Origin of the sequence: Okeania sp. SIO1H4 (assembly GCF_010672695.1) — a bacterium.
GTDB classification, from domain to species: domain Bacteria; phylum Cyanobacteriota; class Cyanobacteriia; order Cyanobacteriales; family Microcoleaceae; genus Okeania; species Okeania hirsuta.
On record NZ_JAAHGB010000073.1, the window covers coordinates 1 to 21308 of the forward strand.

Genomic DNA, 21308 nt, shown 5'->3' on the forward strand with positions numbered 1-21308 from the left:
TTACGGTTTAGTCCAGTCAATGCCCGCACTGAGGCGGTCTTCTTTTAGCACCCGATTCAGATCTAACATTGTCCCATCTCAAACACCCTATTAACTTTACTTTACCTTATAAAGCGACAAGTCTATTGTTAAAATTTATGCTACTTTATCAAAATCAGCTAACATTTTATATCATGTCTGTTTGAATAACTACAATAAAAAATTTAGGGAGTAGGGAGTAGGGAACAAGGGGAAATTTGTTTGCTCCGTATTCTGACCGAAAAAATATTCGCAAGCATTCAGAAGTCAGCTAGCTTCATAAGGTCGGAACTGCGGACTTCAGCTATCAGCTATGAGTTATTAAGTCATTATCTTGGAAGAAGGAATTAGTATTCAAGAAGTTACATAAGAATGAAATAGTCCTTTCAGTTAACCTTGGTAATTGTTTGATTCTTTCTTTCAAAAGCTGATAGCTGAATGCTTACAAATATTCTTGCACTGAATAATTATTGATTCTGACTGCTGAAGTATTAATACCATTAATTACTTTCTCTATAACCAAATTTTTACTCATAAATATAGGGTAAGTATACTGCAAAATACCAACAGTAATTTACACACTTATTGCCATTGCTAACCAAAATATTTTCACTACAACTTGTGTTTTATCTAATACTCATCCTCCTAATATAGTTTTGACTAAAGACCAACAGCAATTCCTACAGTTATTACCATTGCTAACCAAAATATTTTCACCACAATTTGTGTTAGCTCTCATATCAAAACTCTTAATAGCAGTGCGATTAAATATTTAATAACTCAACAGTGAATATTAATAACTGAATAATTATTGATTCTGATTACTGAAATATTTCTACCATTAATTACTTTCTGTATTAGCCAAATTTTCACTAATCAATTTGCAGTCAAGATACTGCAAAATACCAACAGCAATTCCTACAGTTATTACCATTGATAACCAAAATATTTTTATCACAATTTCTGCTCTATCTAATACCAATCCTCCTAATAGCGGTCCGATTAAATATCCTATTGCCCAACACTGAGCATTAATTGCCAAATAAATACCACGCAAAGATTCTGGTGCTAAATCTGCTACTAAAGCTGAGGCAGAAGGAGTATAAGAAATAATTGCAATAGCAAATAAACTTAAAGCTAAAGTAGTCAATAAAATATTACCTATTTCTATTATTCCAGCAATACCGATGACGAGAAATCCTAACCCCCATAATATTGCTGAAATTATTAATGCTTGAGGATGGCTAAAATTTCGTAATTTTCTCGCAACTGGTAATTGAAATATAACAGTCAAAGCAGTGTGTACTGTAAATATATAACTGATAATTAGTGGTGAAAAATTGCCGGAAACAAAATTGTTTAAATATAAAGGTATTGTGCTGTGTATTTGAGAAATGTAGAAAGTAAAAAAAACATTCACCATCACAAAAATAATTAGATTCCGATCGCTAAGAGCTAATAGCCAGCCATTAGTATTTTTTTTCCTCTCTGTTTCAATTTTTAGCTTTAATTTAACTGGTTTATAAGTTTCTTTAACCGCTAAATATATAACTCCTGCAAAAATAAAAATGAAATAGAATCAACTATAAATAATGCTCTATAAGCACCTGTAGAATTCACAACTATTCCACCAGAAATAATTCCCAACTGCAAACCCAAATTATCTGCTAATCTCGTAACAGCATAAGCCTCTTTGCGTTCCGTTGCTACTGCTAAATCTGCCACAATTGCCTCCATTGCCGGCCAATATAACCCTGTACCTAATCCTAATAATAAGTTACCGATCGCTACAATATAAAAATTATTAGCTATTGCCATTACTATTGAAGCTAGTGCCGAAATAATTAATGATAATAATAGAGTTATCCGACGACCAAAAAATTGAGAGTCACTGAAAGAACCTCCAAGAAAACGAGCAATTATGCCAGAAATTTGAGCGCTGCTTAAGGCAATACCAACTGAAGTTGTAGATAAGCCAACTTGATTTACAAAAAAGATTGGTGCATAAAATAATGTAAAACCTGTACCAGTTTGAGATAATAATCTACCCATTGCCAGAATTAAAATTTGTCGGTCTAAGTTGGGAAATAATTGGGATAGATGCAATTTTGGCAATGACATGAAAATTATCCGATTTTTTAGAATAATAAGATACAGTTTAATCTTAATCTCTTTTCTGTATTATCAAAAGCTCTAAAAAATTAAGCATTCAGCATTCAGCTATTGATCAGAGGAGGAGGTAAAAGCAATTGAAAAATTGAGAGAGAATTAAAGGTTAGTGGCAAGGTACGCTCCTTCAACTTTATACCATTTCTCTGTAACAATGCGCTTAATAATTGTTGCTCGGGCCTTATTACACTCACTATTCCCATCTTTAATATGAAGTACAACTTTATGGAGAAATGGTATTAGAAGGAATTATTCATTATTTGCACTCAGTTCTGACTGCTAAGAGCTAAATGATTACCTAAAAATTAATATCTAATTAAGTCAAAACTTTTGTAAGTTCAATGATGTTTCGGCAGTTGTTAATATGTAATTTTGTAGTAAGCATTCAACCGTCAACTATTACTTTGAGTTTTAGATAAAAGCTTTACTAATTGAGTCAGAATTTATACTTGCTATAAAAGCTGGCTGAAACAGTCTATATTCATTAAAACCCCCTCATGAGAGCTGACAGCTCACAGCTAATAGCTGTTTGCGCAGCATTCCGCAGGAAATGCTTACATTTTGTAATAACTTTAAATGAATTTTTATGATTAATTATCTGAAAGGGAAAGTGGCTGATGTTCAAAAAGGTAGTGGTATTCGTGTGACTCTAATTTTAGAAGTTAATCAAGTAGGTTATGAGCTACAAATTCTGCCAAGGTTAACTCAAAATTTACAGCAAGGAGAAGAAATAAAAGTTTTTACTCACCAACAAATACGAGAAGACCAAATGTTATTGTACGGTTTTGGTACTTCTGCAGAAAGAGATTTATTTCGCCAGTTAGTAAGTGTGAGTGGTATTGGGACACAATTAGCGATCGCTTTGTTAAATACTTTAGAATTACCAGATTTAGTCCAAGCTATTGTTGGGGGAAATACTCGTGTCTTAGCCAAAACTCCAGGAGTAGGCCCGAAAACTGCAGAACGTATTGCTTTAGAATTAAAAAATAAATTGGCCGAGTGGCGACATGATGCTGGCTTAACTACATCAGTACCTGTGGGAGTTTTGCCCGCTATTCAAGAGGAAGTAGAAATGACTTTGTTAGCTTTGGGATATACAGGTCAAGAGGTAATACAGGCATTGCAAGCTGTTAGTCAAGATGCTAAAATGTCCAAAAATACAAATGCAGAAGATTGGATTAGGGAAGCTATTAGTTGGTTGAGTCGATTTACTCAGCTTTGAAAAAGTTACAGTTCAACAATTTGGTAGTGGTGCTAATGGTAGAGAGTGTGTGGGGACTAACCCCTAACCCCTTCCAGGAAGGGAGTGTGGGGGAGTGTGGGAAGAAATTAAAAAATATGTATCTTTAACCATTATGGGAGTAGGACAACCTATTTTTTGATCACGGTGGGACTATTAAACCAAATTTAAAAAAAATATTAAATGAACATACTAAATAGCTCAGCAGAAATAAATGTAATACTACTGCATCCAAGGGGAGAAAAGTTTGCAGAGCATATCTAGTAAAGTAATGAGGATGGCTTCGTTGTTTCTCCTCGCAATGACGAAATTTTACACTTAATTAAACCCACCCAGCTAGTAAGAGATTCAGACTCACTGATAATTGAAATTTTATCTTCTTCTATTAGACATCTGGCGATCATCAAAAATCAAATCAATTATCGCGCCAAAATAATCAATTTTCTCCCCCTATTCTGTACGGACGTTGCATACAACGTCCCTACCTACTGCCCTACTCCATCTTTTCCGGAGATGTCTATTGTCCAGAACAGAGATATGATGATATAGTTAATGATTGTAGTAATTTTGAGAAAGATCAGTAGAAGTTAAATATATGGCTCTAAAGCAACAACGTAAACAAGAAATTATTGGTGAATACCAAACCCATGAAACGGATACAGGTTCAGCAGATGTCCAAGTAGCCATGCTGACTGAAAAAATTAGCAAATTAAGCGCTCATTTAAAAAGTAATAAGCAAGATTATTCATCCCAAAGAGGTCTATTAAAAATGATTGGTAAACGTAAGCGCTTACTATCATATATCCAGAAACAAAGTCAAGAACGTTATAAAACATTAATTACTCGCCTTGGTATTAGAGGTTAGAAGCTGACTTATGTCCTCAGAACCATCACGTCAACCTTTACCTTTTGAACCTGCTAAAAATCGTAAAAAGCAAGGTAAGAAATTATCTCCCTCACCCAAAACAAAAACAGTAGATGAGCAAAAGTCTTCTAATGTAAAAAATCAGCCGAAAAACATTAGTAATCAAAAACGCCAACAACTCAAAGAAGACAGTTCTATCCCAGAAGTAGTTAGTCGGCGGATGATAAGTCGTATGGTGTTATTCTCTGGTACACCTCTAATATTGTCTTTATTAACCTTTGTTATTAGCTACTTTATCATTTCAAATGATATTTTAGTACTACCAAACCAAGCAGTTTTGCTAGTTAGTATGGGCTTTTTTGGTTTAAGTGTTATTGGTTTGAGTTATGGTCTTTTTTCTGCTTCTTGGGATGAAGATAGAAAAGGTAGTTTGTTTGGTTGGCAAGAACTAAAAACTAACTTTCAACGAGTTAAAGAAGCTAGGAAAGAAGCTAAATAAAAAAGCTAATTTCTATCTATGATTAATAGTTATAGAGTCAGCATTTCCGTTTGTCATGCTGCGCAAACAACTATTAACATTCAGCATTTCCGTTTGTCATGCTGCGCAAACAGCTTTTGAAAGAATTAAGCAACGACTAAGGTTCACTGATGACTAATTTCATTAATGACTTTTCATTCTTCTTCAAGATTAATTCTTCCTGCCAAAATAATGAGTTAATAACTCATAGCTGATAGCTGAATGCTGAATGCTTAGGTTATAGAGATGAGAAAACCTCGTCTCTAGTAAATTTTAACCTTCCTAAAAAAATTATAGATTGAGACCTGAAAATATCATCTCCACAGAGGAAGCTGGAAATTATATCGGATTTATTAAGAAACAAGTAAAAGTCAAGTTTGACAAGCTATTGTCAAAATAACCGTAGTTTAACTCACATCTAACTTAATTGCAAAAGAAAAAATGATTATAGTAACAAAAGTTGGTTCTCCAGAAGCTGAAATAGACCGTCTTTGTAATGACCTTAAAACTAATTGGGGTCTAACACCAGAAAAAATTGTTGGGCGCTATAAAGTTGTTATAGGTTTAGTAGGAGATACTGCAGACCTAGATCCATTACAACTACAAGAACTGAGTCCTTGGATCGAACAGGTAATGCGGGTTGAACGTCCTTATAAGCGAGCAAGTTTAGAATATCGCCATGGAGAAGCAAGTGAAGTAGTAGTATCTACTCCTGATGGACCTGTAACTTTCGGTCTTCATCACCCCTTAGTTGTAGTTGCAGGCCCTTGTTCGGTAGAAAATGAAGAGATGATTATAGAAACAGCCCAACGGGTCAAAGCTGCGGGTGCTAGGTTTTTGCGCGGAGGAGCTTATAAACCTCGTACCTCTCCTTACTCTTTTCAGGGACATGGTGAAAGTGCTCTAGGTCTATTAGCTGCAGCTAAAGAAAAAACTGGCCTGGGTATCATCACAGAAGTAATGGATGCTGCTGACTTACCAAAATTGATTGAAGTTGCTGATGTGCTACAAGTAGGTGCCCGTAATATGCAAAACTTCTCTCTGTTGAAAAAGGTAGGTGCCCAAGACAAACCTGTACTTTTAAAGCGGGGAATGGCTGCAACTATTGAAGACTGGTTAATGGCTGCAGAGTATATTTTAGCTGCTGGAAATCCAAATGTAATTCTCTGTGAGCGGGGTATTCGTACATTTGACCGTCAGTATGCTCGTAATACCTTGGACCTCTCAGCAATACCAGTTTTGCGATCGCTGACTCATTTACCAATTATGATTGACCCTAGTCATGGTACTGGTCGGGCTGAATATGTACCGGCAATGGCAATGGCTGCTATTGCAGCAGGGACAGATTCTCTGATGATTGAAGTCCATCCAGACCCAGCAAAAGCTCTATCTGACGGCCCTCAATCTCTGACACCTGAAAAATTCGATCGGTTAATGCAGGAAATGTCAGTAATTGGCAAAACAGTAAATCGGTGGCCACAAGCAGAGCCTGTTCTAGTATAGAAGAAGGAGTCAGGAGTCAGGAGTCAGGAGTCAGGAGAGAATTATGGCTGCCGTGATTGAGTAAATAATCAAGCAAATATTTGTGCTTAATTGCTTACTCAGGATTTGATGAACGAAAAAAGTAATTGAAATGAAGCTGATAACTGACCGCTGTTTGCACAGCATTCCGTAGGAAATGCTTACAACAAATTTCCCCCTGTTCCCTACTCCCTACTCCCTACTCCCTGTCTTATCTATAAATTTTGATTATTTTGTTGAGAAATAATACATTCAACTTGATGCTCAACATTATTCAGTAACTTCTGCAAAGTTAACAAGCTATTTAGTTGAAATGGAGCTAGATGTTGACGACAATAAATTTGATTGATTTTAATTTGTAATTGTTTGCCTAATTTCAATGTATCTTGACTCAATAAGTAGAGCTTTTGCTGCTGATAAAATTTTAAAGCAGCTCCTCTTAATACCTGTAGTGTTGCTTGTTCCCCATAAGCTCCTGGCATCACTCTCAAACGTAATAGTAAATGATTATTTTGATAAATTCTTTCAATCTCTACTTGTCGAGGTTTTTTAATGGGAATTGAACTCATTTTTGTCAGAATTTTAAGTTCGTTAATAACACCTTCAATTTTTTCTCGTTCTAGGTTTTAAACTACAGATTTGAGAACTCCATCTTGACTCCAAAGAATTTTTCCTTGTGATTCTTGTTGCTCAAAATAAAGTCTACCAATTCCTGACTCTAAAACACTTACCATTAATTCTCTTAATAACTTTTTAGGCTCTAAATTAGCTATAGCTTCTAAACAGATAGATTTTTGAGATTTAGGTAGTAATAATTCTAAAATATCACATAAATGATTTTGTGATATTTTTTGAGCTTGAGGTTGAAGTTTTTGCTGTTGTGAATCCTGAGTTTTTTTAGTTAAAATTTCTTGATTTGTTGTCTTCTTTTGCTCAGAAAGTTGCTGATTTTCTTCTTTTTTAGTAGATTGATGATGATCAATTTGTTTATGATTATTCTTTGGTAATTTAGGTTGAGAAGAACTAGAAATTACAGATTTTTGATGACCAATATAGTTTAAATAAGATGATAATATTGACCTCTGAAACTCAGAAGAAATTTCTTCCATTACCAGCGAACAATTTAAGTAAGATAATAATCGGCGAGCATAATTTGTAGCAGAAGAATCTTTAATGTCAACGAAACCAAGTCTGACTCTGCTCCCCTCTATAGATAGAGGTAAAATTTGATAGTGTAGACAGGCTTCAAATGGTAATATATTATCAATTAGAGCAAATACATGGGGATAATCCATTTGCTTTTCCCCATTATTTTTGTTGTATGCGGGCATTATTGAGTTGTTGGTTTGAAACTAATAGAAATCATCTATTTAACGACCGGGATTACAATAGGCAACAACCGTCTTTACTAGAGCTATTGAAGCTGAGTTAATAGAAAAATAGTAAAATACAGCAGTTACCATATATATTGGTGTAGTTTTACTATGTGCAAAAGATTTCTAAAAAAATTACACTAAATGCGCCAATTACATAGTCCAAGTATCTCAAAACTTAAATATTTGATACGCTAATTATTAACACTATATTATCCTAAAAATTTACAGACTCAATTAATATTTGAATAATCTTGGTTAAATTATCCTAGCTACAATCTTAGTCTTGATGGGGGCTAAGAACTATTTCGTAAGGATTGAGCAGATAAGTATAGTTTAGTCCATTCACTAACAACTTGGTTAATTCTCAAGTTTAAGTGTTTAGCAATTTCCTCTAAACTGGTACCTGATTTTAAGCCTTCAATTAAATGACGTTGTTGAGGATTAAGATTTTGCCAATATTCTTGCCATTGATGAGAAGTCAAACCTAAGCCATGCTCATTCAGAGAAATTTCTAACCAACTAGCTACTAATTCTGGTTGTTGTTTAACCGCAAAAACACGAATTGCATGATAACTGACCTTTTCTCGTAACCTATATACTTGTCTGATAGGCATATCTAAAGCTTGAGCAATTTCCTCTTGAGTATTGCCTCGAAGATAAAGCTTTAACCATTCTGCTGCCTTGGAATCAACTTTTTCCACCAAATATTTCTCAAATTCCTCCTGGACTTTAGAGCGAAGTAAATGTTGTTGCTCCATTTCTTCAGTATCTTGATACCCTGAAGTCACTACAGCATCCAGCAAACTCACTCGGTCTTCCGTATCACCAGGACTAATATCTTCCGAGATTAATTTAACCCATTCTTTTACAGGTACTTGAGTTAGGCCACCTCTTTGAGTTCGACGTAGATAATTAACAAATCTATATACCAGTAATGGCTGATTGCGAATCGGTCTAATACAATATTCTTCTACACTCGCTAATAATAGAGAGTTGCGGAGATTAGGATTTTTTGTACATTCACTGATTTTGGCCATTTGTTGCTGTAGGTAGCGATCGCTATTGAGCATCTCTTGGATCACTTCCTGTAGGACATCTATTACACTTCGTTGGCGATCGCGACTGGTATTTACCCATGCTCGTATTTTTTGTCGCAGCATCACTAGGCCACTCAAGCGTTGCAGTAAGTTTCGATAAGCTCGCTCTGGCGGAATGTCCAAATATCTTTGTTTTAGAATTCGATAAAGAAACTCTCTGCCTTTAGATGCCATTGCCCTTTGAGTAGGAGTCAGCTCGTCTAAGCGACTAGGATTATTCCCCAATAGCCAGCAAATAATACTTTTGTGGACATCTGAGCTATGGTTTGGGTAGTCTTCCTGAAGTTTGGTTTTCCACTCTTGTTCCAGTGCTTGGGCCAAAGTCATGAGATTTTTAATTCTATATATTTAATTCTAGCTTTTGCCAGAATCTACCTCTGCCAGATTCTATTCAAAAGCTATATTTTCAGTCATTCTATCAATATTTCTGACTACTGATTTAATATGCAGTTTGACATACTCCCCGGCCTAAAAGGTACAGGGATTCCTACCTAGCCGAAGCTCCTTGGTGGGTTGACATTTCACAGGATCCTGCTAACTTGACGCTAGTCTTACGCTTGCCTCCAAATCTGTTTAATGTCTCCGAATGCCCTCCGGCGACAAATATATTAGTCGCTGCGTTGGTATCACGATCGTGTTTTGCGCCACAGTTGATACACTTTGATTGAAAAAAAAACTAAAAAGTCGTCCAAGAAGGGGGAGGCTTCAAACCCAATTTTTTGGTGAAGTTCTCTCCCGTTAAATCGGAGATTATAAGCTGATTACCTAACTAGGTTTGATACCAAATCCTTACTTTAGACTGGTTCTTATTTTGTTGCTAGCTGCACCAGGTGTAACTATTGAGCAATTAAAGGAATATGTTGAACATCAATCGACACCTATTTAATTTCCTCTCGGCAATTCCCCTGCCATTAAATCGGAGATGATAACGGGAGACACCTTGCCGAGTCTAGTATAGTCAAAAAAGTGTTTGGATAAGAGTGGAGCGATCGCTCATCTGCTATTATCGTCCTTTTTTCTCCCTCATACCACAAATTTGTCAATCTATCAAACTGCCGAAAAGTTAGAAGAGAAAAATTTGTCATTTCTAGTTGAGGAAAACAAGACTATTTGTCTCTGAAAGAACGAAATAATCAGTATTTGCAGCGTTAAAATTATCTTCAGCAATATTTGCCCTCGGATTTTTGTACGATTTATAGTATCACACAACGGAGGAAAAAGGCTAAAAATCTTGAAACTTCGTTAGCTGTATCAGAAAAATTTTCTCCTTTTTTGTCATAAAATCCTGACAAAGTTAAAAATATTCAAAGGAAAATACTAAAAGTTATAAGTAAAAGTTAAGTGTTCAACTGATTTTGAGATATAGAAGCTTTTGAAGGGATCGCTTTATTAAGACGTAAGCATTCAGCGGTCAGCAGTCAGCTATCAGTTATGAGTTATTAAGTCATTATCTTGCAAGAAGGAATTATAGCGCTGTGCGCAGGCAACAGGCAACAGGCAACAGCTCATCTGGGGGAATAAATTGCTGATAATATAAGGCTTTTAGCTATTTGGCCTCTCCTGCAATTTGTAAATATACCAGCGCTCATTGCTATAGCTGAATGCTAATAGCTGAATGCTTACCAAAAGACATGGTTGATTAATGGATAATGGATAATTACCTTTCCCTTTTAGGGAGAGGATTGAGCAATATGGATAATTATTGCTCTACTGACTAACTTTCAAAGCCTTTATCTGTAAATATTTGAGGATTTTTAGAGTGAAAAAAGGTGCAAGGTTTTCGGTCTAAAAGGCTAAAAAAGTTAGAATTCTGAGTAGATAAGGATAGAAAAATCAAGGGATATTTCTTCCTCCTAACTCCTCTAAATTCTGATAAATTATGAATTCTGTTTGCGGAGCATTCCGTAGGAAATTCTAAATTATGAATTCTATCTAACTCCTCTAAATTCTGATAAATTATGAATTCTATCTAACTCTTCTAAATTCTGATAAATTCTAAATTCTGAATTCTAAATTCTGAATTCTATTCTCCTGTCTCCTACCCTCACCTATAAGACTTCCATAAGCAAACCCTAAATAGTTATGGAAAATCAATATTTATATTTGTAGGTATTATTGTGAGCGTAAAAATATTTTATGAAATTATGACTTCTCCTAAAATAAATAAGCAGAATCAGATACCACAAAGTTTTCAAGAAAGAATACAAGTAGCTAAGGACAAAAAAATTAAGAATTTAGATTTAAGTAATGATGCTTTTGGCAACAGTGATAAAAAATTAACTGAAATTCTTAATAAAGTTTTGGAATTAGAACTACTAGAAGTATTAAATTTAAGTAGTAATAAATTAACAAAATTACCGGATTCAATCACTAAACTCACTAACTTAACTATCCTTGATTTAAGTCGTAATCAATTAACGACATTACCGGATTCAATCACTAAACTCACCAACTTAACTACGCTTTATTTAAGTCGTAATCCCCTAGAAACTCCACCAATAGAAATTACTGAAAAAGGGATAGAAGCAATTAGAGAGTATCTCCAACAAATAAAAGAAGAAGGAACAGATTATCTCTATGAAGCCAAATTACTAATTATTGGAGAAGGTGGCGCTGGTAAAACTACTCTAGCTAACAAAATTCAAAACCCAGACTATAAACTGCAAGAAGAAGATTCAACTAAAGGAATTGAAGTTCATCAGTGGAATTTTCCCACAAAAAATGAACATGAATTTCAGATGAATATTTGGGATTTTGGCGGACAAGAAATTTATCATGCGACTCACCAATTTTTTCTCATTAAACGCTCCCTATATATTCTTGTGGCTGATACTCGTAATGAAGATACAGACTTTTATTATTGGCTGAATATAGCATAATTGTTGAGCGATAATAGTCCTTTATTAATTATCAAAAATGAGAGACAAGAACGTAAACGGGAAATTAATCAAATAGCATTACAAGGTCAATTTTCTAATATCAAAGAAATATTAGACACCAATCTTGCTACTAATCGAGGTTTAGAAGAAATTCAAACAGATATCCAACATTACATCAGTAATTTACCTCATATTGGCAGTGCCCTTCCTAAGACTTGGAAAAAAGTCCGTGAAGTATTAGAAAAAGATTCCCGCAACTATATTAGTCTAGAAGAATATTTATCTATTTGTGAAGAGAATGGCTTTAAGAAGCGAGAGGATAAATTACAATTAAGTGGTTACTTACATGACTTAGGAGTTTGTCTTAATTTTCAAGATGACCCACTGTTAAATAAAACAGTTATTCTCAAACCAGGATGGGGAAAAGCCGCAGTTTATAAAGCTCTAGATAATCAGAAAGTTTATGATAATTTTGGCAAATTTACCAAAGATGATTTAAGCAATATTTGGCATGAAGATAGATATGCCAATATGCATGATGAACTACTGCAATTAATGATTAAATTTAAACTTTGCTATAAAATTCCTGGTACTTCTCAAATCTATATTGCCCCTCAACTCCTAACAGAAGCTCAACCAGAATATGATTGGGATGAAAATAATAATTTGATTTTACGTTACACCTACGAATTTATGCCCAAGGGAATAATTACTCAGTTTATTGTGGCAATGCACGAGGATATTGAGGAGCAAAAATATGTATGGAAAAGCGGAGTTATTCTCAAGAAAGAGCAAGCAAAAGCAGAGGTAATTGAATATTACGGAAAGAGAGAAATAAAAATTAGAATTTCTGGGCAACAAAAACGGGATTTAATGACTATTGTGACTTACGAGTTGGATAAAATTCATAGTTCATACAATAATCGGCTCAAATATAATAAATTAATTCCTTGTAATTGTGCAGCTTGTAAAAATACTCAGAATCCTCACTTCTACAAATTTGAAAAATTAAAAGAACGGCTTAACAATAGCAAAATAACAATTGAATGCGGTAATTACCCCTACAATGAAGTTAATATCCAGAGTTTAATTGATGATGCAATAGATAGTTATAAGTATGAAAAAAATTCACAATCCAGACATCCTCATAATATACATATAGGTGGAGACGTTATTGTTAATAGTCGTAAAATTAATAATAAAGATGGAAATGTTGTGGATAATATATTTGGTATTGAAGAAGGAGACAGGAGACAGGAGACAGGAGGAAAATTACATGGGGATTCTAACCCCAAGTAATTTTGAACACCGTGTAGACGGTGGGGTATTAAACCCACAAAGAAAATGATAATAATATTAAAAATGAAGTAACAGGAAATTCTAGTCAACCAAAAACAGAGGAAACTAAAAAATTTGGATTTTTAGATTTCTTGACTTGGATGCAGAATGGGCAAATTATTTTCATCTTAATCTCTTCTATTATTGGCATTATTTTGCTGATTATTTATCCTAAGTTATACCCAGATGGATTACCAGAATTGGCTTTACCAATTCAAGACATAATTCCAACTCCACAAAAAGAAAATAAATCCGTTCATTAATGGATAATTGATAATGGATAATTGATAATTACCTCTGGTTAAAACCGTTACGGAATTGAATATAAGGAAATATTATTTCTTCTCTTGGTCGATTAGATATGGCGAGTAGACCCGTTCTTACATACCCGCTGCGAATATCGCCATCTCTCGACCGCTTTTTACCCTTAAAAGGGGAGGCTTTAAACCAGAATTATTTAATTATTAATTATTAATTATTCGGTGAATGAAATTTGTAAATTAGAGTATTTCCGTTAGCAATAATACCCAAAAATTACTGTTTAGTGAGTAGAAAATTTATGATAAAAGTTGCTGAATCATACGTTCTGCCTGAGAACCATAACCACCACCGAATAAATTAAAATGATTGAGAATATGATACAAATTATAAAGACTTTTACGTTGTTGATAACCATCATCTAAAGGCCAGGCTTGATTATAACCACGATAAAAAGCACTGGGAAAACTACCAAATAATTCAGTCATGGCAATATCAACTTCGCGATCGCCCCAATAAGTGGCCGGGTCGAAAATTACTGGCTCCCCATCTACAGTTACTCCAGCATTTCCCCCCCATAAGTCACCGTGAACCAGAGAAGGTTGTGGTTGATGACCTGCCAATAACTCTGGGATAATTTTTAGTAGGCGATCGCTCTGAGTAAAAGTACCACCCCGACGTTTTGCCAACTTGAGCTGATAACCAATGCGGTTTTCTGCCCAAAATTCTGCCCAGTCTGTATTCCAAGTATTAATCTGGGGTGTGGAACCGATAGTATTGTTGATGTCCCAACCAAATTCACTTTTACCCTGACAGTGATGTAAAGCGGCTAATTTACGTCCCATCTCTTCCCAAGATTTATCGTTACCACGACCACCTAAGTCTAACCATTCCAAGACAATATAAGAATTATTTCCCTCTGTTCCATAGCACAAGGGTTTCGGAACACAAATAGTCTGGATTTCACACATTTGCTTTAACCCCAAAGCTTCTGCTTCAAACATTGCTATCTGGGAAGCTTGATTAAGTTTGACGAAATAGTTGCGACTGCCATTAGTTATTTTATAACCACTGTTGATGCAACCTCCTCCAACTGAAGAATGGTTAGTAACTTCAAAATTTTCGGCCGTTACTTGAGTGATATGTTCGGCAATTTTTTTCCACATACATATACAGTCCTATATTTAATAATTTTTTTTTAAAATGCCAAAAATTAGCTATTGTGCTATACGCAATAGTATAAGGTGAAGTCCTCACAGAAACTGAACTAGAAACCATTTCTATTTGCCAGACCAGGAAAATCTGACTCCTCCACAGTTATTAATTTTTATATTTTTAAAAGTTGAAAAAATCTCTATTGCTACATACGCAATAGTAGAGACTCAAGTCCTCACAGAAACTGAACTAGAAACCATTTCTATTTGCTAGACCAGGGAAATCTGACTCCTCCACAGTTATTAATTTTTATATTTTTAAAAGTTGAAAAAATCTCTATTGCTACATACACAATAGTAGAGACTCAAGTCCTCACAGAAACTGAAACGGCAAATAATCAATTCCGTAAGTATATAGCGCTGTAGTGGAAAATGATCTCCATAAATTATCAATTATTCCCCTCCACCGGAGGGGTTAGGGTTGGGTTCCCTTTTCCCTATTCCCTGTTCCCTGTTCCCTCTTTTCTTGAAGATATCTAGTGTATATCGACTTGCAAATATAAGTTGTTTGAATAAAGAAAGCAGATTTTTCCTAAAAACCTGCTGTCTGGAATACTAGCTAATAATTTCGCCTAACTATAATGTTTCAGTATGAATCAGCGCTTTCAGCATACTCTCAACTTTTTCTTCCATCTCTACTAATATATTTAGAGATAGAGTAATATCATCTGCAACTCCCAAAAGTTTAGCCGCTTTTTTGACAGCTTCTTCCTCTTGTTTTGCATAATCTTTATCGGCCCGAGACATTTTAATGGCATGATAAAGCAATGTTCTTGGTGCTGACCAGTTAGGAACATCTGTTTTGATCTTGGGCAACAGGTCTTCCAACTTAGCATTCTTGTAGTCAAATTCTTTGTATTTTTCTATAGCTTCTTCAGGAGCGCCAACCATTCGTTGATGATTTATTAACCAATTCATCTCTGCCTCTGGCACATCCCCATCAGCTCCAGCAATAGCGAGCAACGCATACCCATAATTAAGATATGCTTCAAAAGGAGCGGAAGAAATACCCATAGTTCTTTTCAGGTATTCCGAACCTCCTATCATTTGCTCTTCATTTGTTGCCATAATTTGTTTCCTTATTTCTATTTGTTCAAGTTGAGTTTACTGTACTGACAATTTTTGAGCGTCACCGTCAGTACAGGAAAGACATTGCCGTTAGCTATTGAGTTTGGCTTACTCCTGGTAATTATATAGCGCCATAGTAGAAAATTATTTCTATAGCAATGTGCGCTGGCATATTTACAAATTGCAGGAATTGTCCAATAGCTAAAAGTCTTATATTATTCCAACGCAGATGCTGCGCAAACAGATTTTTATTCGCCCTATTGCCTGTTGCCTGTTGCCTGTTGCCTGCGCGCAGCGCTGTCTTTGCCTAACTCAAAACTTTTAACAACACTTCTGCCATTTCTTTACATCCGACTTGTTTCATTCCTTCGGACATAATATCCCCAGTCCGATAACCCAAATCTAATACTTGCAACACCGCTTCTTCAATTTTATCTGCTGCGGCAGGTTGCTCTAGAGCATAACGTAACATCATTGCCACACTCAGGACTTGTGCCAGAGGGTTTGCCTTATCTTGACCCGCAATATCTGGAGCAGAACCATGAACTGGTTCAAATACTCCCGGTCCAGAAGCACCCAGACTCGCCGAAGGTAACATTCCTATACTGCCTGTTAACATGGCAGCAGCATCAGAGAGAATATCGCCAAATAAATTTCCTGTGACAATCGTATCAAATTGTTTTGGCCAACGAACAAGTTGCATGGCAGCATTATCTACATATAGATGAGATAACTCTACATCTGGAAATTCTGAGGACATTTGAGTAATGCGATCGCGCCAAAACTGAGACACTTCTAGCACATTCGCTTTATCTACCGAACACAACTTACCGCCACGTTTTTGAGCTGTCTCAAATCCCACTTTAGCAATACGGTCAATTTCTGACTCAGTATAGGCCATCGTATTAACACCGCGTTTTTCTCCTGTTTCTGTCTCAAACAGACCTTTGGGCATGCCAAAATATACTCCACCTGTTAATTCTCGTACCACCATGATATCCACTCCTTCCACAACTTCTCGTTTGAGGGTAGAAGCATCTATTAGTTGGGGCAAAATTTTAGCTGGCCGTAAATTAGCAAATAATCCTAATCCGGACCGTAGTCCTAATAATCCAGTTTCTGGTCGTTGATGGCGTGGTAAATTATCCCACTTGTAACCGCCGATCGCTGCTAAGAGTACGGCATCACTATTACGACATTTTTCGAGGGTTTCTTTCGGTAGGGGTTCCCCTGTAGCATCGATGGCAACTCCACCGATAGGAGCTTCTTGAAATTCAAAGTTAAGGTTAAATTGGTTGCCAATAACTTTTAGGACATCTACCGCCACTGTCATAATTTCAGGGCCAATGCCGTCACCAGGGAGTAGAGTAATGCGGTAGTTCATAATGTTCTATGTTTTAATTTTCTACGAGTTAATTTGTGATTGAGCTAAATATTAACTATATATAGCAATCCTAAATAGGTCGTGACAAATCAAAAAGTAAATAAAAAAACTGAAACTCTTACCTGTTCCCAGTTAAGTGTTCCCTAAAAAGCAGTAAGATTTTTGACACGAATAAAATAGGATTGCTATAGCAATTTTTATTAGGGATAAAATAGAAATATTTGGTTTTTAAGGAACAGAAAATTAGAAAAATAAGTCTTCTTTAAGAAAGGTTGATAAATGCTGGATTACAATTTGAGTAGAAATTCCCATATTTCTATAAAATATAGCAATCCTAAATAGGTCGTGACAAATCAAAAAGTAAATAAAAAAACTGAAACTCTTACCTGTTCCCAGTTAAGTGTTCCCTGTTTCCTAAAAAGCAGTAAGATTTTTGACACGAATAAAATAGGATTGCTATAGTTTTTTATAGCGTTTCCCAAGGTCGTGAGGTACAGTTATCTTTTTGTCTTTTTATTCCCTGTTCCCTGTTCCCAGAACCGGTGTTCCCTCAAGCCTAAAATTTTGTACCTCACGCTTTTTGGGAATTGCTATATCAAGATTATATGATATTATTTTTCTGGCAGATCTAGTGATTAATTTTTATTAATTTTGTTTCCATTCCTAGTAAGATTATTTTAAAATTATTATATATATTTTGGCTGTAATAATTTTTTACTATCTAGTGTTTGTGTTTTCAAATGATTCGTAAAGTTCTAGGGTCTTGAAAGACTTGCTAAATATGGATATTGAGTTTACATCTTAAATAAAGATGCTATATATGAAATCTAAGTTCAGTTGAAGACTACAAATTTTATTTTCAGTTATTAATCTCACTAAAATTAGACAGAGTATAACATAAAATATCCAGTCAAATTTAATTAATTTAAAATGAATAAACCATTATTTCTGCTGAATAAATTGATGATAATTCTGGCACTGCCTATTATTTTAGTTAGCCTGGTTGGTTTTAATAATAAAACTCAGGCTCAAACTGAAGAAAAGCGTGCTGCTTGTGTCTTAGTTGATTTTGATGGTCGAATTAGGGCTTCAGGACCTTGCGACGTTAAAATAACTAAAAGTAATACTGGTGTAGAATTTGATATTGAATGGGATGGTTCTACAAAAACTCAGTTCTCTATGAGAAAATTTCCTACTGATGGAACTTATAGCGTAGAAATTAGCAATGGAGGAAGAGCTAGTATGAAAGTTGAGAAAGAAGGTTCAGTATTTATTTTGAGAAGTAGCAGTGGTTTTAGAGGCAGAGTAATATTTCCATAAAATAGCAATTAGACAAAATAAATTGATTAGGTATCAGCAAAATTTTTCTAGGCTTAAGTTTTTACTTATTTTATTATTTATCTACTAATCTTGAACTATTATCTTGTGATTAACAATGAATATTAAGTTACAATTTTCAACTATCATCTCTCTAATTTTTCTTTTTTTCTTGGGTGTAAAAATTTTCTCTCCTAATACATCCCATGCTGCATATAAATCACAAAGATCAAATCAAATTTTAACTGAACAAAATGATAAATTTTTATTAGCTGCTGCTGATAGTTGTGAAGTATCAATGCCAAGTTCTTCTACAAATGAACGTCTTGTTCTGAATGTCCGAGAAGTACCTAATGGTAATATTGTTGGTACAGTTGATGATGGAGATACAGTAGAGTTAGAAACTACAGGTGGTATCGAAGGCTTATTTTGGGTAAAGATTATTGAGCCAGTTCCAGGATATGTTTGGACAGAATATCTGACAAATTGTAATTGAAGAAGTCAGCGGGAGCTGTTTGCGCAGCATTCCGCAGGAAAGGCACTTATGCTGTTTGCGCAGCATGACAAACGGAAAGGGAAAATTGCTGATCAAAATAATTGGGTTTAAAACCCCGCCTTTTAAGGCGAAATGTTTTTGGAGACTTGCTCAAATCCCCGTTACAAAAGTAACTTCTGTACGTCACCTCCGTTGATGGTGAGGTATTAAACCCGCAAAAGAAGAGATAATTTTTTTGATCATAATTTGCCATAACCATAAATATATTAATAAATATCTGATTCAGCCAAGATCAACTTCTGGTTAAGCTGAGTTATTTTTATGGCTGAAATTTTTCCATTAACTAAGCTCCAACTAACCGTTGATTCATGTGATGACTACGTTGAAGTGCTTCATCAAGTAAGGAAACAAGTAAGGAAATTTTTAATCCTGGTAAAACAAGAGATTCTTGAATTTGTTTACTACCTCTATCTACTACAGAAAATGCAATAATTTTCACATTTTGTACATCAACGATCCAATATTCTCCCACTCCCATATTTTCATATAAAATACGTTTTTCTCCTTGATCATCAGAAAGTGAACTATTAGCAACTTCTATTACTAAGTCTGGTGGTGGATATTTTTCTAAGTCAATAATAGAGGTTTCAGGAGGAACGATATCGGTATTTTCCCCAAATAATAAGAGGCATCTGGTTGAGCATCTTTTAATCCTACTTTTCTATAAGTGGAATTATCTATACCGTTAAAATCAATGCCTTTTAAAATTGAAAATATATTCACTACTAGCATTATTAATGCGTGGTCTCTACCGTGTTTATTACTAAGTGGACTCATTTCAATTCTATATTTTTGATTGTGATAGTAACACTTTGCTTTTTCGTTATCTAGATTTTCAATTACTTGTAAATATTTTGACCAAGTTGCAGTTACCCAAGTATCAGTTAAAATTTTTGTTTGTAAGTTACTCATTATTTATCTGCTTATTTCAACAAATTTATTTGTAAGCTGAGTTATGTTTATAGCAATTCTGAGTTGCATAAATGCGGTATGATTTTAATAGTTTTGTGGAGTGGGCATCTTGCCCGTTCCTGATCAGGACTTACGCAAAGAAACTATATATAGTAGATAAAAACTATAGCACTATTACATATATAGCGTTTTTGTCGGAAAAGTGTGTAAATCCTAAATGTGGTATGATTTTAATAGTTTTGTGGAATGGGCATCTTGCCCGTTCCTGATCAGGACTTACGCAAAGACACTACATATAGTAGATAAAAACTATAGCACTATGACATATATAGCGTTTTTGTCGGAAAACTGTGTAAGTCCTGTATATGTTTGAAATTGTTCCATTAAGCAAGTGCCATCTAAACATTAATTAATGCTTCTACTAAGTTCCAATGCTTGATTTAGTGGAGAAATTCTTAATTCTGGTAAAACTATAGCGTTTCTCAAATTAATGAATTTTATGCCTCACTCAGACATGGAATTACTACAGAGATTTTCTCAATTTTTCCATTGATTTTCTATTCCCTATTCCCTACTCTCTACTTCCTACTCCTCAAACTCAACTTCTTCATAAATATCCTGTAAAGATATTCCAGATTCAACAGAACTTAAATACAAAGTATCTTCTGAATTACTAAATTCTGATAATAACCATTTCCCTTCTTCAGTCTTGCTAAATTGTTCTACATGATTCCTATATTGGTCAATCAAAATATATTCTTGAAAACTACTCATACTTCGATAATACTCAAATTTTTTTCCTCGGTCATAGCTTTCTGTAGAATTTGATAATATTTCTGCAATTATCAGAGGATTAGTAATAGTGTCTCGTCTATTTTCAGCATAGACTAAAGGAATAGCAACAACCATTACATCTGGATAAGTATAAAGTCTAGATTCAGGTATCCATAAACGTAAATCAGTCATAAATACTCGGTATGGTTTACCTTTTAGTGCATACTTCAGTGCAGCATAAAAGTTACCAGAAATTAAATTGTGATTTGGCGTACATCCAACCATTTTAATTATTTCCCCCTGACGATATTCACTCCTAAATTCTGCTGCTTCTTCCAGTTCTAAATACTCTTCGGTAGAGTAATATTTTTGCTCAGTTGCCTGCATTATTTTCTCCTTTTTTGTTTTTATATTTTGACTGAATTATACCAAATTCAAAAAAGATAGTTACAGGATAATGACGGTCATTTCAGTTATCAGTTATCAGTTATCAGTTAACAGTATCTCTGCAATAAGGAGGCTTGAAATACGGAATTCTCTTTTTTTTATCCCCTTATACCAATTACCAAAAGTAATACTATACTTAGATAACACTTCAGTTATTAAGTAATTAAACTATCCTAATAAATTTTTTGCTAATTTGAGTCAATTTAATATTAATTATTATTATTTTTATTTCTCCCCCACTCCCCCTCCTGCGAGGGGTTAGGGGTAAGTCCCCTACTATGCGAAAATGTAGAAAAGTTGTTGATAAATGGTATTAAAAGGGAAGGCTTTAGACCACAATTTTTCGGTAAAAGAGTCA

The 21308-nt window shown here is 34.7% G+C and carries 21 protein-coding genes; 9 read left to right on the top strand and 12 right to left on the bottom strand.

The window, feature by feature from the left end:
* Positions 1 to 859: 859 nt before the first annotated feature.
* Both F6K06_RS34325 and F6K06_RS34330 read right to left on the bottom strand, forming a co-directional pair.
* Positions 860 to 1588 carry an MFS transporter gene (locus F6K06_RS34325; protein ID WP_353734905.1) on the bottom strand — a complete coding sequence of 243 codons (729 nt, stop codon included), beginning with the start codon at positions 1586 to 1588 and terminating at the stop codon, positions 860 to 862.
* Positions 1558 to 2139, bottom strand: coding sequence for an MFS transporter (locus F6K06_RS34330; RefSeq protein WP_353734904.1), 582 nt, complete (start codon positions 2137 to 2139; stop codon positions 1558 to 1560). Before F6K06_RS34330 ends, F6K06_RS34325 begins: the two co-directional genes overlap by 31 nt.
* A 634-nt stretch (positions 2140 to 2773) precedes the next feature.
* Here F6K06_RS34330 and ruvA point away from each other — a divergent pair.
* The 4 genes from ruvA (at position 2774) to aroF (ending at position 6312) form a co-directional block, all read left to right on the top strand.
* Positions 2774 to 3409, top strand: coding sequence for a Holliday junction branch migration protein RuvA (ruvA, locus tag F6K06_RS28315; RefSeq protein ID WP_124144299.1), 636 nt, complete (start codon positions 2774 to 2776; stop codon positions 3407 to 3409).
* A 613-nt stretch (positions 3410 to 4022) separates the two neighbouring features.
* Positions 4023 to 4292, top strand: coding sequence for a 30S ribosomal protein S15 (rpsO, locus tag F6K06_RS28320; RefSeq protein WP_124144298.1), 270 nt, complete (start codon positions 4023 to 4025; stop codon positions 4290 to 4292).
* Between the two features lie 10 nt (positions 4293 to 4302).
* The gene (locus tag F6K06_RS28325; RefSeq protein WP_124144297.1) at positions 4303 to 4791 is read left to right on the top strand and encodes a PAM68 family protein; all 489 of its coding nucleotides are present in this window, start codon (positions 4303 to 4305) and stop codon (positions 4789 to 4791) included.
* Positions 4792 to 5250: 459 nt separating this feature from the next.
* Positions 5251 to 6312 carry a 3-deoxy-7-phosphoheptulonate synthase gene (gene aroF / locus F6K06_RS28330; RefSeq protein ID WP_124144296.1) on the top strand — a complete coding sequence of 354 codons (1062 nt, stop codon included), beginning with the start codon at positions 5251 to 5253 and terminating at the stop codon, positions 6310 to 6312.
* Positions 6313 to 6545: 233 nt separating this feature from the next.
* Here aroF and F6K06_RS28335 read toward each other — a convergent pair whose 3' ends face one another.
* The 4 genes from F6K06_RS28335 to F6K06_RS28350 all read right to left on the bottom strand — a co-directional run bounded on the left by F6K06_RS28335 (position 6546) and on the right by F6K06_RS28350 (position 9888).
* The gene (locus F6K06_RS28335) at positions 6546 to 6899 is read right to left on the bottom strand and encodes a hypothetical protein (protein ID WP_287244854.1); all 354 of its coding nucleotides are present in this window, start codon (positions 6897 to 6899) and stop codon (positions 6546 to 6548) included.
* Positions 6900 to 6956: 57 nt separating this feature from the next.
* Positions 6957 to 7661 (bottom strand): hypothetical protein, encoded by a 705-nt coding sequence (locus tag F6K06_RS28340; RefSeq protein ID WP_287308949.1) that lies wholly within the window; start codon positions 7659 to 7661, stop codon positions 6957 to 6959.
* Between the two features lie 338 nt (positions 7662 to 7999).
* On the bottom strand, positions 8000 to 9130 hold the full coding sequence (locus F6K06_RS28345) for a HetZ-related protein 2 (protein WP_124144294.1): 1131 nt from the start codon (positions 9128 to 9130) through the stop codon (positions 8000 to 8002).
* A 584-nt stretch (positions 9131 to 9714) separates the two neighbouring features.
* Positions 9715 to 9888 carry a hypothetical protein gene (locus F6K06_RS28350; protein WP_161564436.1) on the bottom strand — a complete coding sequence of 58 codons (174 nt, stop codon included), beginning with the start codon at positions 9886 to 9888 and terminating at the stop codon, positions 9715 to 9717.
* Between the two features lie 1059 nt (positions 9889 to 10947).
* Here F6K06_RS28350 and F6K06_RS28355 point away from each other — a divergent pair.
* The 3 genes from F6K06_RS28355 (at position 10948) to F6K06_RS28365 (ending at position 13283) form a co-directional block, all read left to right on the top strand.
* Positions 10948 to 11682: a leucine-rich repeat domain-containing protein gene (locus F6K06_RS28355; RefSeq protein ID WP_287323328.1), complete on the top strand. Its 735-nt coding sequence runs from the start codon at positions 10948 to 10950 to the stop codon at positions 11680 to 11682.
* Between the two features lie 3 nt (positions 11683 to 11685).
* Positions 11686 to 12981 (top strand): COR domain-containing protein, encoded by a 1296-nt coding sequence (locus tag F6K06_RS28360; protein ID WP_287308950.1) that lies wholly within the window; start codon positions 11686 to 11688, stop codon positions 12979 to 12981.
* A 140-nt stretch (positions 12982 to 13121) separates the two neighbouring features.
* The gene (locus F6K06_RS28365; protein ID WP_161565053.1) at positions 13122 to 13283 is read left to right on the top strand and encodes a hypothetical protein; all 162 of its coding nucleotides are present in this window, start codon (positions 13122 to 13124) and stop codon (positions 13281 to 13283) included.
* Positions 13284 to 13577: 294 nt separating this feature from the next.
* On the opposite strand, the gene F6K06_RS28370 is transcribed toward F6K06_RS28365, so the two are convergent.
* The 3 genes from F6K06_RS28370 to leuB form a co-directional block, all read right to left on the bottom strand.
* The gene (locus tag F6K06_RS28370; RefSeq protein ID WP_124146576.1) at positions 13578 to 14444 is read right to left on the bottom strand and encodes a fructosamine kinase family protein; all 867 of its coding nucleotides are present in this window, start codon (positions 14442 to 14444) and stop codon (positions 13578 to 13580) included.
* A 624-nt stretch (positions 14445 to 15068) separates the two neighbouring features.
* Positions 15069 to 15560 (bottom strand): hypothetical protein, encoded by a 492-nt coding sequence (locus F6K06_RS28375; protein WP_124146575.1) that lies wholly within the window; start codon positions 15558 to 15560, stop codon positions 15069 to 15071.
* A gap of 307 nt (positions 15561 to 15867) precedes the next feature.
* The gene (leuB, locus tag F6K06_RS28380; RefSeq protein ID WP_124146574.1) at positions 15868 to 16944 is read right to left on the bottom strand and encodes a 3-isopropylmalate dehydrogenase; all 1077 of its coding nucleotides are present in this window, start codon (positions 16942 to 16944) and stop codon (positions 15868 to 15870) included.
* 930 nt (positions 16945 to 17874) lie between these two features.
* Here leuB and F6K06_RS28385 point away from each other — a divergent pair.
* The gene (locus F6K06_RS28385; protein ID WP_124146573.1) at positions 17875 to 18264 is read left to right on the top strand and encodes a hypothetical protein; all 390 of its coding nucleotides are present in this window, start codon (positions 17875 to 17877) and stop codon (positions 18262 to 18264) included.
* 115 nt (positions 18265 to 18379) lie between these two features.
* Positions 18380 to 18757, top strand: coding sequence for an SH3 domain-containing protein (locus tag F6K06_RS28390; RefSeq protein ID WP_124146572.1), 378 nt, complete (start codon positions 18380 to 18382; stop codon positions 18755 to 18757).
* Between the two features lie 343 nt (positions 18758 to 19100).
* Here the strand turns inward: F6K06_RS28390 and F6K06_RS34340 are convergent, their stop codons facing one another.
* The 3 genes from F6K06_RS34340 to F6K06_RS28400 form a co-directional block, all read right to left on the bottom strand.
* Positions 19101 to 19469 (bottom strand): Uma2 family endonuclease, encoded by a 369-nt coding sequence (locus tag F6K06_RS34340; protein WP_339379443.1) that lies wholly within the window; start codon positions 19467 to 19469, stop codon positions 19101 to 19103.
* Positions 19385 to 19729, bottom strand: a complete 345-nt coding sequence (locus tag F6K06_RS34345; protein ID WP_338043233.1) for a hypothetical protein — start codon at positions 19727 to 19729, stop codon at positions 19385 to 19387. The genes F6K06_RS34340 and F6K06_RS34345 overlap by 85 nt, the downstream gene beginning before the upstream one ends.
* A 585-nt stretch (positions 19730 to 20314) precedes the next feature.
* Positions 20315 to 20890, bottom strand: coding sequence for a Uma2 family endonuclease (locus tag F6K06_RS28400; protein WP_287244712.1), 576 nt, complete (start codon positions 20888 to 20890; stop codon positions 20315 to 20317).
* Positions 20891 to 21308: the final 418 nt, after the last annotated feature.

Excerpts from the sequence above, each read along its gene's own strand:
- leuB (WP_124146574.1), bottom strand. The coding sequence starts at position 16,944 with ATGAACTACCGCATTACTCTACTCCCTGGTGACGGCATTGGCCCTGAA.
- aroF (WP_124144296.1), top strand. The coding sequence starts at position 5,251 with ATGATTATAGTAACAAAAGTTGGTTCTCCAGAAGCTGAAATAGACCGT.
- F6K06_RS34330 (WP_353734904.1), bottom strand. The coding sequence starts at position 2,139 with ATGTCATTGCCAAAATTGCATCTATCCCAATTATTTCCCAACTTAGAC.
- rpsO (WP_124144298.1), top strand. The coding sequence starts at position 4,023 with ATGGCTCTAAAGCAACAACGTAAACAAGAAATTATTGGTGAATACCAA.
- F6K06_RS34345 (WP_338043233.1), bottom strand. The coding sequence starts at position 19,729 with ATGAGTAACTTACAAACAAAAATTTTAACTGATACTTGGGTAACTGCA.
- F6K06_RS28350 (WP_161564436.1), bottom strand. The coding sequence starts at position 9,888 with ATGACAAATTTTTCTCTTCTAACTTTTCGGCAGTTTGATAGATTGACA.
- ruvA (WP_124144299.1), top strand. The coding sequence starts at position 2,774 with ATGATTAATTATCTGAAAGGGAAAGTGGCTGATGTTCAAAAAGGTAGT.
- F6K06_RS28355 (WP_287323328.1), top strand. The coding sequence starts at position 10,948 with ATGACTTCTCCTAAAATAAATAAGCAGAATCAGATACCACAAAGTTTT.
- F6K06_RS28325 (WP_124144297.1), top strand. The coding sequence starts at position 4,303 with ATGTCCTCAGAACCATCACGTCAACCTTTACCTTTTGAACCTGCTAAA.
- F6K06_RS28340 (WP_287308949.1), bottom strand. The coding sequence starts at position 7,661 with ATGCCCGCATACAACAAAAATAATGGGGAAAAGCAAATGGATTATCCC.
- F6K06_RS28370 (WP_124146576.1), bottom strand. The coding sequence starts at position 14,444 with ATGTGGAAAAAAATTGCCGAACATATCACTCAAGTAACGGCCGAAAAT.
- F6K06_RS28345 (WP_124144294.1), bottom strand. The coding sequence starts at position 9,130 with ATGACTTTGGCCCAAGCACTGGAACAAGAGTGGAAAACCAAACTTCAG.
- F6K06_RS28365 (WP_161565053.1), top strand. The coding sequence starts at position 13,122 with ATGCAGAATGGGCAAATTATTTTCATCTTAATCTCTTCTATTATTGGC.
- F6K06_RS28400 (WP_287244712.1), bottom strand. The coding sequence starts at position 20,890 with ATGCAGGCAACTGAGCAAAAATATTACTCTACCGAAGAGTATTTAGAA.
- F6K06_RS28385 (WP_124146573.1), top strand. The coding sequence starts at position 17,875 with ATGAATAAACCATTATTTCTGCTGAATAAATTGATGATAATTCTGGCA.
- F6K06_RS28390 (WP_124146572.1), top strand. The coding sequence starts at position 18,380 with ATGAATATTAAGTTACAATTTTCAACTATCATCTCTCTAATTTTTCTT.
- F6K06_RS28375 (WP_124146575.1), bottom strand. The coding sequence starts at position 15,560 with ATGGCAACAAATGAAGAGCAAATGATAGGAGGTTCGGAATACCTGAAA.
- F6K06_RS28335 (WP_287244854.1), bottom strand. The coding sequence starts at position 6,899 with ATGAGTTCAATTCCCATTAAAAAACCTCGACAAGTAGAGATTGAAAGA.